The 14,438-nt window shown below is 69.5% G+C and carries 10 protein-coding genes; 2 read left to right on the top strand and 8 right to left on the bottom strand.

All coding sequences use genetic code 11. The annotated features are described in order from the left end of the window. Positions 1–7: 7 nt before the first annotated feature. Both ACAM49_RS04340 and ACAM49_RS04335 read right to left on the bottom strand, forming a co-directional pair. Entirely contained in the window at positions 8–2,194 is a 2,187-nt protein-coding gene (locus ACAM49_RS04340; protein ID WP_369634142.1) for a protein kinase, read from the bottom strand. After that, positions 2,191–4,701 carry a serine/threonine-protein kinase gene (locus ACAM49_RS04335; protein ID WP_369634141.1) on the bottom strand — a complete coding sequence of 837 codons (2,511 nt, stop codon included), beginning with the start codon at positions 4,699–4,701 and terminating at the stop codon, positions 2,191–2,193. Before ACAM49_RS04335 ends, ACAM49_RS04340 begins: the two co-directional genes overlap by 4 nt. Before the next feature lie 193 nt (positions 4,702–4,894). Between ACAM49_RS04335 and ACAM49_RS04330 the strand changes: the two genes are divergently transcribed. After that, positions 4,895–6,349: an amidase gene (locus ACAM49_RS04330; protein ID WP_369634140.1), complete on the top strand. Its 1,455-nt coding sequence runs from the start codon at positions 4,895–4,897 to the stop codon at positions 6,347–6,349. Between the two features lie 90 nt (positions 6,350–6,439). Here ACAM49_RS04330 and ACAM49_RS04325 read toward each other — a convergent pair whose 3' ends face one another. The 5 genes from ACAM49_RS04325 to ACAM49_RS04305 form a co-directional block, all read right to left on the bottom strand. After that, on the bottom strand, positions 6,440–7,339 hold the full coding sequence (locus tag ACAM49_RS04325) for a LysR family transcriptional regulator (protein ID WP_040802847.1): 900 nt from the start codon (positions 7,337–7,339) through the stop codon (positions 6,440–6,442). A gap of 378 nt (positions 7,340–7,717) precedes the next feature. Then, entirely contained in the window at positions 7,718–8,275 is a 558-nt protein-coding gene (gene hpt, locus ACAM49_RS04320; RefSeq protein WP_369634139.1) for a hypoxanthine phosphoribosyltransferase, read from the bottom strand. A 59-nt stretch (positions 8,276–8,334) separates the two neighbouring features. Then, on the bottom strand, positions 8,335–9,264 hold the full coding sequence (tilS, locus tag ACAM49_RS04315; protein ID WP_369634186.1) for a tRNA lysidine(34) synthetase TilS: 930 nt from the start codon (positions 9,262–9,264) through the stop codon (positions 8,335–8,337). Between the two features lie 139 nt (positions 9,265–9,403). Beyond that, positions 9,404–10,507 carry a zinc-dependent metalloprotease gene (locus ACAM49_RS04310; protein WP_369634138.1) on the bottom strand — a complete coding sequence of 368 codons (1,104 nt, stop codon included), beginning with the start codon at positions 10,505–10,507 and terminating at the stop codon, positions 9,404–9,406. 13 nt (positions 10,508–10,520) lie between these two features. Continuing rightward, entirely contained in the window at positions 10,521–12,002 is a 1,482-nt protein-coding gene (locus ACAM49_RS04305; RefSeq protein WP_369634137.1) for a D-alanyl-D-alanine carboxypeptidase/D-alanyl-D-alanine-endopeptidase, read from the bottom strand. 168 nt (positions 12,003–12,170) lie between these two features. Here ACAM49_RS04305 and ppa point away from each other — a divergent pair, with 168 nt between their 5' ends. Next, a complete protein-coding gene (ppa, locus tag ACAM49_RS04300) occupies positions 12,171–12,662 on the top strand; it encodes an inorganic diphosphatase (protein WP_040802838.1) in 492 nt (163 codons plus the stop codon). 49 nt (positions 12,663–12,711) lie between these two features. Here ppa and ACAM49_RS04295 read toward each other — a convergent pair whose 3' ends face one another. Further along, on the bottom strand, positions 12,712–14,364 hold the full coding sequence (locus tag ACAM49_RS04295) for an MDR family MFS transporter (RefSeq protein WP_369634136.1): 1,653 nt from the start codon (positions 14,362–14,364) through the stop codon (positions 12,712–12,714). Positions 14,365–14,438 lie beyond the last annotated feature (74 nt).

Genomic DNA, 14,438 nt, shown 5'->3' with positions numbered 1-14,438 from the left:
CGGGGCCTCAGCGTCCGCCTTCGGGAATGGCGCGCACCAGCGCCATCAGATCGGCCTCCAGTAGTCGCGACAACCGGTAGGTGAGCACGAACGCCAGCACCCCGCCGACGCTCAGCCAGCGCAGCGGCACGATCACCAGCGACAGGTCCGCCGTGGACACCAGCGTCAATGTCGCGACACCGAGCAGCGGCACCGACGCCGCGGCGGCCAGATACACATTGCTGCGCCGGGCCAGCGCGAGCAGCTGCCGCCGATCGGCGGGCCCGACCGAACCGCGCGCCAGCAGTTGCGGATACAGCGACCGCATCGCGTACACCACGATCAGGAAGAACGGATAGGCCAGCGCGATCAGCGCGCACACGAGTTGCGCGGTGAGGAAATGCCAGTAGGCATTGTGCGGCAGGCTCGCTCCCATGCGCGCGAGCGTCAGATTCGCCGCTATTCCGGCGATCATCCACATGGCGAACGGAATCCACACCGCCCGCTCGCCCGTCAGCAGGGTGTCGGACCGGGCCCGGGCCAGCTGGTCCGGGGTGTACTCCTGTCCGCGCGCCAGCCGATAGGACACCGCGAGCGGGCGGCGCGCCAGCCACAACAGCAGCACCGCGGCCAGCGGGAAGGCGACGGCATTGCTCACCAGGGTCACCTGCGCGAACCGATGCTGGTCCACCGCGGACAGTTCATCCACGAGCAGGCTCTTGTTGATTCGCACGTTGTACCAACTCGCGAGCGCGTTCGGCAGGCCCACGCACAGCACCGCGATCGGCACCGGCCAGCCGCGCAGCCGCGCCCACAGACTGCCCGGCGGCGGATCCACCAGATCGCGCGCCCGCGCGTCGAGGCACAGGTCCAGCTGCCCCGCCAGCTCCCCGCCGGTCCGCCAGCGACGCGACGGCTCGGGCCGCAGGCATTCCAGCAGCACCCGGCGCAGCGCGGCCGGAGTGTCGGCGGGCAGCGCCGCGAGCGCGGTCTCCGAGACACCCGCGATGCGCCGGGCCAGCATGGCGGCGGCGGTATCGGTGTCGCCCTCCGATTCGAATGGCAATGTGCCGGTGAGCATCTCCCACAGCACCAAGCCCAGCGAGTAGATATCGCTGCGATTGTCCGGCGTGGGCGCGGTCGGATCCAGCAGGGCCGCCAGCGCCTCCGGCGACCGGTAGCGCAGCGCCTCGGCGTCATTCGCGTCCGCGAATCCCGTCCGGTGGAATCCGGCGTTCCAATACACCGGCCCCAGTGCGAAATCCGCGAGTTTCGGCACCCCCTCCGCCGTGAAGAGCACATTGGCGGGCCGGATGTCGTGATGCAGCACCCCCTGCCGCATCCCGTAGTCGAGCGCCTCCGCCAGCCGACGCCCCACCCACGCAATGGTTTCCGGCCAGCTCAGCCCGGCGATCTCGGCCCGCACCCGGGATCCCGAGGACCGGCTCTCGCCCTTGGCCTCCATCGCGGCGTCGACGGCCCGCAGCAGCAGTCCCCCGTCGGCCGCGCCCGATTCGGCGCGCAGCCGCGCCAGCACCCCTTCGGCCGTCCCGCCGGGCAGGTACTGCATGTACAACAGCCGCAACGGTTTTCCGGTGCTGCCGTCCGCGATCAGCCGTTGATCGAAGACCCGCACGATGTGCTGATGGTCGAGCTGGGCGACGGTGTCGGTGTCGCTGTCGGCCCCCGCCTCCACCCGCACCGCCACCAGCCGCTGCATGGACCGCTGCCGGGCCAGGAACATGCGCCGCCCCTCATCCCCGCCGAGATCGGTGAGCAGGTCGAAATCATCGAGGCGGCGGCCGATTTCGATGCCGTCCGGCAGCGCGGGCGGTGCGGACGGCGACGAGCCGCCGTTGAACCGCCGCCGGATCTCCCCCGCGACCTCCGGGTACTCGGCGGTGAAGTGGTCCACGTCCAGCGGCCGGAAGCGGCTGCGCGCCAGGTACTCCTCGCACACCAGATCGGCGAAGGCCGGACTGTCCGACACCTCCGGGAATTCCGCGCGGTATTCGGTGATCCGCTTCTCGAGTCCGGCCCGCCGCCACCGCTGCCGCATGTCCACTCGCACCAGATCGGTGAGCACCGCGACCCGCACGGCCTCCGCGTCGGGCAGGTAACCGGCCAGGCACGGTGGTTCGCCGCGCTCGCCCCGCAGGGTGGATTCCCAATCGGCGGCGAAGCGGGCGATGGCTTGCGCCGGAAGCTCGCTCACGGTTCGGTACCGACCGCGTTCCCGGCCGGCCGGGCCGAGGACACCACCCGCTCGAGCGCCGCCAGGTCGGCCTCCAGCGCCCGGAACATGACGTAGACGGCCACGAACGCGGCGATCCCGCCCACGCTCAGGACCCGGACGGCGACGATCACCTGTGGAATGTCGTCCGGCGGCAGGAAGGTCACGCCCGCCACCGCCAGCAGCGGAATCGACGCTGCCACCGCCAGATACGTGGTGCAGCGGTGGCCCAGCCGATGCAGCCAGGCCGAGTCCTCGGCGCTGATGTCCCCGTGCCGCAGGAACATCGGGTAAATGCAGCGCACCAGATAGAAGGTGACCAGGAAGAACGGATACGCCACCGCGATGGCCCCGCACACCACCAGCGACACCAGGAAGTGCACGACTCCGCGCGCGGGCAGATCGCTGGCGGTGAGCCGCAGGATCAGCGGGAAGGTGACGCCGGCGATCACCCACAGCGAGAACACCACCGACGAAATGCGTTCGCCCGCGAGCAGTACGTCCGCGCGGGCCTTCCGTAGCGTGTCCGGGTCGTAGTCGCGCCCCTTGCTCAGTCCGCGCGGCACCAGGATCACGTACCGGCACAGGTAGGCGATGACGAGCGTGCCGAGCGGGAAGAACACCAGGTTCACCGTCGCCGTGGTCCAGGCGAAGGTGCGCATGGCCGATTCGGGCAGATGGCTGACGATGAACGCCTGATTGTGCGCGATGTTGTACAGCGAGGCCAGCGCGTTGGGTATCGCCACGGCCAGGGTGACCAGCGGAATCATCCACGGCCGCAGCCGCATTCGCCAGCTGCGCGGCGGCGGGTCGACCAGGTCGCGGGCGCGCTCGTCCAGGCACAGGTCGAGCTGGGTGGCCAGTTCTGCACCGCTGTCCCAGCGTTGCTCGCGGTCGGGCGCCAGGCAGGTGAGCAGGACGCGGCGCAGTGCGGCGGGGCAGTTGGCGGGCACCCGGTCGAGGGCGGCGGTGTCGACGCCGCCGCGCCGCCGGGCCAGCATGGCCTCGAGCGTGGTGCGGTCGCCGTGGTCGCCGGGCCCGGCGGTGGAGTCGTCGAAGGGTTTCGCGCCGGTGAGCAGCTCCCACAGCACCACGCCGAGGGAGAAGATATCGGCGCGGGTGTCGAGTTCGGCGGCGGTGGTGGCGGTCCCGGGATGGCAGGCCTCGAGCTGTTCCGGGGACATGTAGGACAGCGAACCGCCGAAGTACGAGACCGGGCTGGAGCCGTCGACGTTCCGGCTGAAACTGATATTGAAATCAGCAAGTTTCGGTACCGCCTCGGCGGTGAGCAGCACGTTCGCGGGCTTCACATCCCGGTGCAGCACCCCGTGCCCGTCCGCGTAGTCCAACGCCTCGGCCAGCCGACGCCCCAGCCACGCAACGGTTTCCGGCCAGCTCAGCCCCGCGATCTCCGCGCGCACACTGGAATCGGTGGGCCGGATCTCGCCCTTCTCCTCCATGGCCGCGTCCACCGCGTCCAGCAGCAGTTGCCCGCTGCGCTCGGCGGGCGGCGTGGCCCGCACCCAGCGCAGCACGCCCAGCAGGGTGCCACCGGGCAGGAACTGCATGTACAGCAGCCGCAGCCGCCGCCCGGATTCGGTGCGGATGTCCGACATCAGCCGCTGGTCGAAGACCCGCACGATGTAGTCGTGGTCGAGCTGGGCCAGGGTCTGCGGTTCGGTGCCGTGGTCGGCGGAGATCTTCACCGCTACCAGCCGCTGCAGCGACCGCTGCCGGGCCAGGAAGACCCGCGCGAAGGCCCCTGAGCCGAGGCTGGTGAGCAGATCGAAATCATCGATGCGCTGGCCGATCTCGATGCGGTCGAGCAGTTCGCCGGTATCGGGCGCGCTGATGCCGTCGGTGACGCGGGTGCGATCGGGCGGCGCACCGGCCAGCCGCGAGGGCTCGTCGAACAGCGTCGCCTCCCCCGGCTCCGGCACCCGGGTGGAGTCGCCGTCGAACGGGTTCGGGGCCTGGAAGGTCTCCTCGCCCGGCTTCGGCGCCGGGGCGATGGTGAAGTCACCGCGGGTCGACTCCTCGAGCAGCGCGCGGCGGGTGCTCTGGTCCTCGTCGTCGGCATTGAGCAGTTCCCGCAGCTGATCCGCCTGCTGCGGATACTCGCGCAGGCACTCGCGCGGATCCACCCGCTCGCCGCTGTGCCGCCGGATCACGAACTCCTCGTACACCAGCCCGGCGGGCAGATCCCGCGTGGTGAGTTCGGGGAATTCGGAACAGTATTCGCGCAGCCGCTTGGGCGCGGGCGGCTTGGTGCCGGGCGGGAGTCCGGGCCGCTGCAGCCAGCGGTGCCGCATATCCACCCGGATGAGCTCGACCAGCGCCCCGCGGCGCAGGGCGCTGGCGTCGGGCAGGAAGTCGGCGATGCGCGGCGGCGCGGCAGCGGTGTCCCAGGCCGCGGCGAAGGCGGCGACCGCGCTGAATTCCGTTCCGGCCGTGTATCCCCCGGAACGGTGATCGGAACCAGAAGTCATGTCCGCACCCACCTGGCTCGGCACGGATGTCGTCGATCCGCACTGTCGATCCTGGGATGTCGTGGATTCTGAGATTCGGACAAAGAACCCGCCACACCCGACACCATCATCCCCGACCAGTAGCGGGAATGATAACTTGCGGCTCACGAGCGGATCACCCGATTTCGACACGAGGCGACGGGGGAAGACGAGCATGTACGACGAGGGCACGGCGCTGACGGCCGATCGCGTCCAAGCCGAGACCACCGAGGAGGCAGCGGTGGCGAGCACCACGACCGATTCCGACAGTTCACCCGAATCCCGTCCGCCCACGGATCTGACCACGGCCGTCGGCATCGCCGCCGCCGTCCAGAACGGTTCCATCTCCCCCGAACAGGCCGTCGACGCAGCACTGGAGCGGATCTGCGGCCGGGACCGGAAACTGAACGCCTTCAGCCTGGTTCGCGAGGAGGCCGCCCGCGCCGAGGCCCGCGCGGTGGCCGAACGCCAGGACCTGGACATGCTGCCGCTGGCCGGGGTGCCGATCGCGGTGAAGAACAATATCGATGTGGCGGGTGAGGTGACCCGCGGCGGCTCGCTGTCCGGTTCGGACCGGCCCGCCGATACCGACCATCCCGTGGTGCGGCGACTACGGTCGGCCGGCGCGGTCGTCGTCGGCCTCACCACCGTTCCCGAATTCGGGCTCTGGGGCGCCACGGACGGCCCGGGCAGCATCACCCGCAGCCCCTGGAACACCCGCTACTCCGCGGGCGGCTCGTCGGGCGGTTCCGGCGCGGCCGTCGGCTCCGGCATGGTCACGCTCGCGCACGGCAATGACGGTCTCGGCTCGGTCCGGATCCCCGCCGCCTGCTGCGGTGTGGTCGGCCTCAAGCCCGGGCGCGGCCTGGTGCCCGCCGAGGTGGGCGTGGACTCCTGGGGCGGGATGACCGAAAACGGGGTCCTCGCAACGACTGTCGCGGACGCCGCGCTCATGCTCTCGGTGCTCGCGGACCGTCCCGATCTGGCCGATCTGGAGACCCCGCAAACTCTGCGCATCGGCCTGGCGACCGGTGCGCCCATGCCGCTGACCCATATCGACCTGGCCTGGACCGCCGCCGCCGACAAGGCCGCCGCGGCCGCCTCGCGGGCCGGTCACATCATCGGCGTGGCCGAACTCCCTTATCAGGGCGCGACTTTCGCGCTGACGCTGCGCTGGCTGGCCAATGCCGCGCGCGAGGCCGCCACGGTCCCGCATCCGGATCGCCTGCAGCGCCGCACCCGCACGCACGTCGCGCTGGGCCGGGCGGTGCTGAAGTCCGGGCTGCTGCGGCCGTCGCAGGTGGATCGGGTGGAGTCGCGGCTGCAGGACTACTTCGAGCGCTACGACGTGGTCATCACCCCGACGCTGGCCACCCCCGCGCTGCGCGCCCGGCGCTGGCACTCGCGGCCGTGGCTGGCTAATGTCCTTGCGAACGTGAAGTTCTCGCCGTTCACCCCACTGTGGAATCTGGTCGGCTGGCCGGCCCTGTCGATTCCGATGGGCGTGCACCCGCGCACCGGCACCCCGGTGGCCGCGCAGATCGCGGGCCCGCCCGGCAGCGAATCGACCATCCTGCGCCTGGCCGCGCAGATCGAGGCCGCGCATCCCTGGCAGCGCTTGGCGCCCTAGCCGCGGATACGCGAAAGCCCGAGCGGTGGCGGCAACCTCCGACCCTCTGCCGCCGCCCACCCGGGCGTCTGAATCGCTTACAGCGCTTGCTTACACGGCCGACGGCGCGGCCGCGACCGGTTCCTTCTCCGCGAAACCGCCCTCGAGCACGCGGGCCGCGAACTCCAGGATGGTCGGCCGGTCGTCGTCGGCGCGCCAGGCCACCGCGAGCTCGCACGGCGCGAGTCCGGTCACCGGGCGGGCGGTCAGACCCGGCCAGCGGTACATGGGGACATTGTTCTCGGCCAGCAGGCACACGCCCAGGCCGAGGCTGACGGCCTCGAGCCGCTCCTCCGCCGTGGCCGCCTCGGCGCCGATCCGCGCCTGACGTCCGCCGCGGGCGTCCGCGCCCAGCCAGAAGTCGCGTGCCGCACCGGCTTCGGCGGGCATGGCGATGAACGGCTCGTCGATCAGGTCGGCGAACTCGATGCTCTCCTGACCCGCCAGCGCGTGGTTCTCCGGCAGCAGCACCCAGCGCGGCTCGGTGCGCAGCACCTGCCAGCGGTAGCGGCTGGTGTCGGGCACCGGCAGCCACATCAGGGCCAGGTCCGCCTGGCGCCCGGCGAGCCCGCTGGACGGGTCGGTCCAGGACGCGGAGTGCAGGGCGAGCCGGTGGCCGCTGGCGCTCTCCAGGTCGGTGATCAGGCCGCGCCCGATGGAGGACTGGATGCCGACGCGCAGCACCTCACCGGCCTCCTGCAGGGCGACATTGGTGACTTCCCACAGTTCCAGGATCTTCCGCGCGCCTTCGAGGAGTTCCTTGCCGGCGACGGTCAGGGCCACGCTGCGCTGATTGCGGTCGAACAGCACGACGTCGAGCTGGCGCTCCAGCTGACGGATCTGTCGTGACAGGGTGGGTTGTGCGATGTGCAGCCGCTGGGCGGCGTTCGTGAAATGCAGTTCCTCAGCGACGGCGACGAAATACCGCAGGTCGCGCAAATGCGGGTCCATAGCCCCTTGCTATCAGAATCGGTCTTGATTTTCCAGCCGAATCCGACCCCAAAGTTTGCAGCGGGATCAGAAAACAGCCGTCAGGTTTGTTATGGACAGCATAGGACGCCCGCGAAACATTCTGTTAACCGGACTCGCGAATTCCTGGCCATTCACCGGAACTCACCCGCGCATCCCCAAGCGAACACTTGACCAGCAGTTACCCGAACCACATCCCCGCCCGAGGATCCGCCCGTCACGCGATCGCGGATCCCCAGCAACAACGCCCGCGCCGGGCGTATCTCTCAAACAAATCCGCCGAGTGACATTCCTCACATCAAGGCCGAAAGCCGCCCCGAATCTCGGTGGCGGCCTTCGAAGTTGCGTCGATCGTAGCGGCTACGCGCCGCCGTACACCTTCGGGTCCAGGGTGCCGATGTAGGGCAGGTCCCGGTAGCGCTCGGCGTAGTCGAGGCCGTAGCCGACCACGAACTCGTTCGGGATGTCGAAGCCGACGGCCATCACGTCGACCTGGGTGCGCAGCGCGTCGGGCTTGCGCAGCAGCGTCACCACCTCGAGCGAGGCCGGGTTGCGGCTGGACAGGTTGCGCAGCAGCCACGACAGCGTCAGACCGGAGTCGATGATGTCCTCGACAATCAGCACATTGCGGCCCGCGATGTCCTTGTCCAGGTCCTTCATGATGCGCACGACACCCGAGGACGAGGTGGAGGATCCGTAGGACGAGACGGCCATGAACTCCATCTGCGTCGGCACGGTGAGCTTCTTGGCCAGATCGGTCATGAAGAAGATGGCGCCCTTGAGCACGCCCACCAGCAGCAGGTCGCCCTCGGGGGCCCCGGCCGGGTAGCGCTTGGCGACCAGTTCCGCGAGTTCCTCGACCTTGGCGGCGATCTCGTCCTCGCTGATCAGCACCGACGCGATGTCGTCCCCGTACACGTCCGCTGGTATCCCTTCAGTGATGTGTCGACCCGGCTGCGCATCGGCCGCGCGCGGGTTCACTCCGACCTGAGTATGAGCCTGCCATGTTCACGCGCGGCAACCAACCTGGTCCCGCCCGATGAACCGCCGACCGCGACACCGCCCTGTCCACGCCATTGTGTGACCAGCGCCTCGACCGCCCGTAAATTGCTGTCCGTCAATGATTTTGCGCCGTGCTCGAGCAGCCACCCCCGAATGACCCGTCGCCGCAGCGCGGGCGCGACAGTGGCGAGCGTCTCGATTCGGAGCGCGTCACCCGCCCGCGCGTCCGCCAGCAACTCTCCGGCGAGCCCGTCCAGCACCTCCCCGTCCTCCCGCAGCTGCGCCGCCGTCCGGGCCAGCGCCGCGGCCACCCCGCCCCCGAGCACCTCCTCCAGCAGCGGCAACACCTCCGCCCGCAGCCTGACCCGGGTGAACTCCGGCGCAGTGTTGTGCGGGTCCTCCCACGGATCCATCCCCAGATCTCCACAGAGCTCCCGGGTCACATTCCGCCGCAGCCCGAGCAGCGGCCGCCCCCACGGCGCATCGAACTCCGCCATGCCCTGAATCGACCGCGCCCCCGACCCGCGCGCCAGGCCGAGCAGTACCGTCTCGGCCTGATCATCGAGGGTGTGCCCGAGCAGCACCGGCAGCCCCTGCCGCGCCTCGTCGAGGGCCGCGTAGCGAGCCTGCCGCGCCGCCGCCTCGGGGCCACCCGGAGATTCGACAGTCACCGGCAGCACCTGCGCCGACCGACAGCCCAGCTTCAGCGCCTGCGTGGCCGCCCGGGCCGCCACCTCCGCCGAGCCCGCCTGCAAGCCGTGATCCACGATCAGCGCATCGACCGCGTCCGCCTCGGCGCATGCGGCGGCCGTCAGCGCCAGTGAGTCCGCGCCGCCGGAAAGAGCCACCGCGACGACGCCCTCGGGGGCGTAGCGCCCCAGCCACTCCCGCACGGCGCGCCGCATATCCAGCGCGGCACGCGTCTCGGGCAGCCGGGGCCGATCAGTCACGCCCAGATCGTCGCACGTGCCGGTCCGGCTGCCGATCGCGCCGGGCCACGATGGCGCGTTCGGATCCCGCACAGGCGCAATCGGTATCGCGCGATCAGCCCAGGACGCGGCTCACCCAGCGTTGCGGCTCGCCGATTTCGTCTGTGCGGGGCAGGGTTTCGGGTTCGGTCCAGATGGTGTTGAAACGCTGCATGCCGACGGTGTCGACGACCTCGTCCACGAACGCCTTGCCGCGCACGTACTGGGCGACCTTGGCGTCCATGCCGAGCAGGGCGCGCAGCAGGCGCTGAATCGGGTTGGTGGGGCGCTTGCGGCGCTGGTCGAAGGCGGAGCGGATGCGGGCGACCGAGGGCACCACGGCGGGGCCGACGGCGTCCATGACGTGGTCGGCGTGGCCCTCGAGGAGGGTGCCCAGCATGAGCAGCCGGTCGAGGGCGTCGCGCTGGGGCTCGGCCTGGGTGGCGCGCAGCAGCCCGATCACGCCGCCGGCCGCCGGGTCCTGCTCGCCGCGGCGGCGGGCCTGCACCGCCTCGGCCAGACGGGCCAGCATATCGGCGAGGGGTTCGTCACCCGCCTCGCCGAGCACCTCGACATTGCCGCGCATGTACTCGGCGATCCAAGGCGCGGAAGAGAATTGGACCCGGTGGGTGACTTCATGCAGGCACACCCAGAGCCGGAAGTCGCTGGGCGGCACGCCGAGTGCCCGCTCCACCGCCATGATGTTGGGCGCGACCAGCAGCAGGGTGCCGTCGGGCCCGGTGAACGGGTCGTACTGGCCGAGGATGGCCGTGGATAGGAAGGCCAGCATGGCCCCGGCCTGTAATCCGGCCGGTTTGCCGACGAATTTGCCGGTGGCCCCGGCCTCGACGCCGCTGCCGGTGAGCTGCGACATGGAGTCCGCGGCGGCCCGGATCCAGCCGGGCCGGTCCACGATCAGCGCGTCGGGCACCACCGAGCCGTCGTCCAGCCCGCTGACCTCGCGCACCGGTCCCTCGGCGCGCACCGAGGCGGAGGCGAGTTCGGCGACCGCCTGTTCGGCGGAGTAGCGCGAGGTCCGCGGCCCGGACGGCACCAGCGCGGCCCCGGTGCGCGCGGCCACGTTCCAGTCCACGACGCCGGTCAGCGGGGTGCGGCTCTTCCTGGTCGGTTCACGATCTTCCGAATCGGCGGGAGCCGAGGGGTTTTCGGGTCCGGTCATGTTCATCCACCCGTCAGGAGCAGCCACAGTTGCGCAGTGCGTTGGCGACGGCGTCCAGCGCGGGTCGGCTCACCTCCGGCGGCCGATCGTTGGACATGAGGGCGAACGTCAGTACCCGTCCGTCGCGGTCCAGCACATAACCCACCAACGCACTCGATACGGACAGAGTTCCTGTTTTCGCCCGAATCCAACCCGCCCCATCGCGATCGCGATCTACATAACGGTTCGCCAGCGAGCCGGTGCCGCCCGCGACGGGCAGGTAATCCAGCAGCGGCGCCAGCGGTGAGCCCCCGGCCTTGTCCGAGGCCGGATCGGCGGTCGAGTTGCCTTGCCCACCAGCCGAATTGCCTTGCGCATCAGCGTTGGCGGGCAGTGCGGCCACGGTCAGCACCCGGTTGAGCAGGCGCGGCGGAATGTGGTCCTCGGTCGAAAGTCCGCTGTTGTCCGAAATTTTCAGCCCGGCCAGATCGAAGCCCGCGGCCTGCAGCACGGTCGACATGGCGGTCACCGCGCCCGTGAAGGAGGCTTCCTGCCCGCTGGCCACCGCGACCTCGCGCCCGATGGCCTCGGCCAGCACATTGTCCGAGTGCACCATGGCCTGCAGCATGCGTTCGCGCAGCGGCGCGGACTGCACGGCGGCCAACTGGGCCGCACCCGCCGGGGCCGTGCCCAATGTCACCTTGGCCTGATCGACCCCGAGCTCGGCGGCCAGCTTCTTACCGGCGTCCAGCGCGGGAGTGGGTGTACGCGGCGAATACTCGACCAGCGGATCGAGCCGCCCGCCGTCGATCATCACCGCGTCCATGGGCGCGATGGATCCGCCCGCGATATCGGAGGTCTCCCACCCGGGCGCGAAGTTGGGCCCGGAGTAGGCGGAGTTGTCCACCACGATCGAGTCCACCCGCTGCCCCGACGCCTTGACCTGCGCGACCAGGTCCTGCAGTTTCGGCGCGTCCGGGTAGTAACCCTTGCCGTCCGGCTGCGCGGTGATGGTCGGGTCGCCGCCGCCGACCAGCACGATCTGGCCGGGCGTGGCGCCGGCCACGATCTTGGTGGTCAGCCGGTGGTCGTCGGGCAGGGCGAGCAGTCCGGCCGCGGTGGTCAGGATCTTGGCCGTGGAGGACGGGATCATGGCCTTGTCGGCGTCCATGGTCCACAGCACCTTGCCGGTGTCCCCGTCCGACACCGAGCCCGCGAAGATGCCCAGATCCGGATTCCCGACCACCGGCGCGAGCGCGGCGGTGAGACCGTTGGTGGTGGCGGCGGGTGCGGTCACCGGAGCGGGCGCGACCTGCGGGACCGGCTTCACGGGCCAGGGCGGGTCGGCGATCGTCAAGCCCCCGTGCCGGAATTCCTCGGTCCACGGCTTCAGGATCGCGACCACCGACGCGGCCGCCACCAGCACCAGGACCAGCACCGATGACACGATGATCCAGATTCTGCGGCGCCGCTTGGCCTCGAGACCACCGATGTTCTGCTTGTTCCGACCAAACACCTGCCGCTGTCTCCCTGATACCTGTGGTGGGGCTATGGCTACTGCTCGGGGCCCCGGGACGTCCCTGCCGAACCCACACACTCGCGGTCCACACTATCCTCGGTGCGCAGTCGTTCCCCCGAACGAGCTGGCGAGTCGGCAGCCCTACCGCCCACAGAAGGAGATGACGTGGAGTTCGACGTCACCATCGAGATCCCCCGGGGTCAGCGCAACAAGTACGAGGTCGATCACGAGACCGGACGCGTGCGGCTGGACCGCTACCTCTACACCCCGATGATGTACCCGGCCGACTACGGCTACATCGAGAACACCCTCGGCGGCGACGGCGACCCGCTGGACTGCATGGTGCTGCTGCCCGAGCCCGTGTTCCCGGGTGTGCTGGTCGAGGCCCGTCCGGTCGGCGTGCTCATCATGAGCGATGAGGCCGGCACCGACGAGAAGCTGGTCGCGGTCCCCAACAAGGACAAGCGCTGGGATCACATCCAGGACGTCGAGGACATCCCGGAGTTCCAGCGCAAGGAGATCGCGCACTTCTTCGAGCGCTACAAGGACCTGGAACCCGGCAAGTGGGTCAAGGTCGAGGGCTGGGAAGGCCGCGAGAAGGCCGAGAAGCTGGTCGACGAGGCGTACGCCCGTCTGAAGGAGCAGGGCGGCCACTGAGCCGTCGATGCCCGAAGGGGCGGTGCGGATTCCGCACCGCCCCTTCGCTTTATTCGGCGGTGGTCAATCCCGCCGTGGTGCGCAGCGGCACTTCGCGCCAGAACAGCACCAGCACGAATGCCACCAGAGTCACCGCAGACGTGGTAAGGAAGACCGTCGACAGCGAATCCGCGAAGCCGACCTTGAACGGTTGCGCCAGTACCGGATTGAGCTTCTGAATCACCGAACTGTCGTTCAGCACGCCCTGCACCGCCGAGGTGTCGTGGTTCAAAAACCCTTGCGACAAGGCCATATCCGCCGGATTCCCGTCGTGCGCGCCCTTCAGGACGGCCTGCTGGAACGCCGGATCCTTCCCGGCTTCGAGCAATTGCGAGCGGATGTTCGGCCCCAGCCGATCGAACAGGATCGACAGGAATACCGCCGCGCCCAGCGTGCCGCCGATCTGCCGGAAGAAGGTGGCCGAGGCCGTCGAAACCCCCATGTCCCTGGGCGGCAACGCATTCTGCAGGGCCACGATCAGCGGCTGCATGAGATTGCCGAGCCCGAAACCCACGCACAGCATGAACAGCACCACGATCCAGAACGCCGTATCGGCCTTCAGGTAGTGCAGCAGGAACAGCCCGACCGTGATCATGGCCGAGCCGAGCAGCGTGTAGATCCGGTAATGCCCGGTGCGCGAGATCAATTGCCCCGACACCACCGAGCCGATCATCATGCCGAGCACCATGGGGATCATCTGCAGGCCGCCCAGCATCGGGCTCGCACCCCGGTCGGCCTGCAAATACTGTGGCAGCAGCAGGATTCCGCCGAACATGCCCGCGCCCACCACGAACGAGATGACCACGCCGAGCGCGAAGGTCCGGTTCTTGAATATGCGCAGCGGAATCAGCGCGGCATCGCCCAGCGCGGCCTCCACGACCACGAAACCGACCACGCCGACCGCCGCGATGATGAAGCAGACCACCGATCGCACACTGCCCCAGCCCCATTGGCGGCCCTGTTCGGCCACGATCAGCAGCGGCGTGATGCCGAGCGCCAGGATGACGGCACCCCAATAGTCCACGCGGTCACGGGATTTCTCGACCGGCGGCAGGTGCAGCACCCGCGTCACCACGGCCAGCGTGAACAGCCCGATGGGCACGTTCACCAGGAACACCCAGCGCCAGCCGGCGATGCCAAGAATGCTGTGCTGTCCGGCGAACAGCCCGCCCAGCACCGGCCCGATCACGCTGGAGGTGCCGAACACGGCCAGGAAATAGCCCTGGTACCTGGACCTTTCGCGCGGGCTCACGATATCGCCGACGATGGTCAGCGCCAGCGACATCAACCCGCCCGCGCCGAGTCCCTGAATCGCCCGGAAGGCGGCGAGTTCGTACATGGACTGCGAGAACGTGCACAGCAGCGATCCGGTCAGGAAGATCGAGATGGCGGCCAGATAGAAGGGCTTGCGCCCGTACATATCCGACAGCTTCCCGTACAGCGGCGTCGCCAGCGTGGCCGTGATCAGATACGCCGTCGTGGCCCAGGCCTGCAGCGAATACCCGTTCAGGTCATCGGCGATGGTGCGAATGGCCGTGGACACGATGGTCTGGTCGAGCGCCGCGAGCAGGATGCCCAGCAGCAGCCCGCTGAGAATCACCAGTATCTCTCGATGGGTGAAGCCGTCCTCGCCGGTCGACTCGCTCACTTCGGATGTAGCCATGGAAAAACCTCCAGCCCCGCCCAACGATAGGCCGGGAACCGGAGGTATGTAATCCTTTTTCGGCTGAAGCCGAA

Source organism: Nocardia sp. JMUB6875, assembly GCF_041154655.1.
Lineage (GTDB): Bacteria > Actinomycetota > Actinomycetes > Mycobacteriales > Mycobacteriaceae > Nocardia.
Note: the sequence above shows the minus strand (reverse complement) of the source record. Positions and strands in the feature narration are given on the sequence as shown.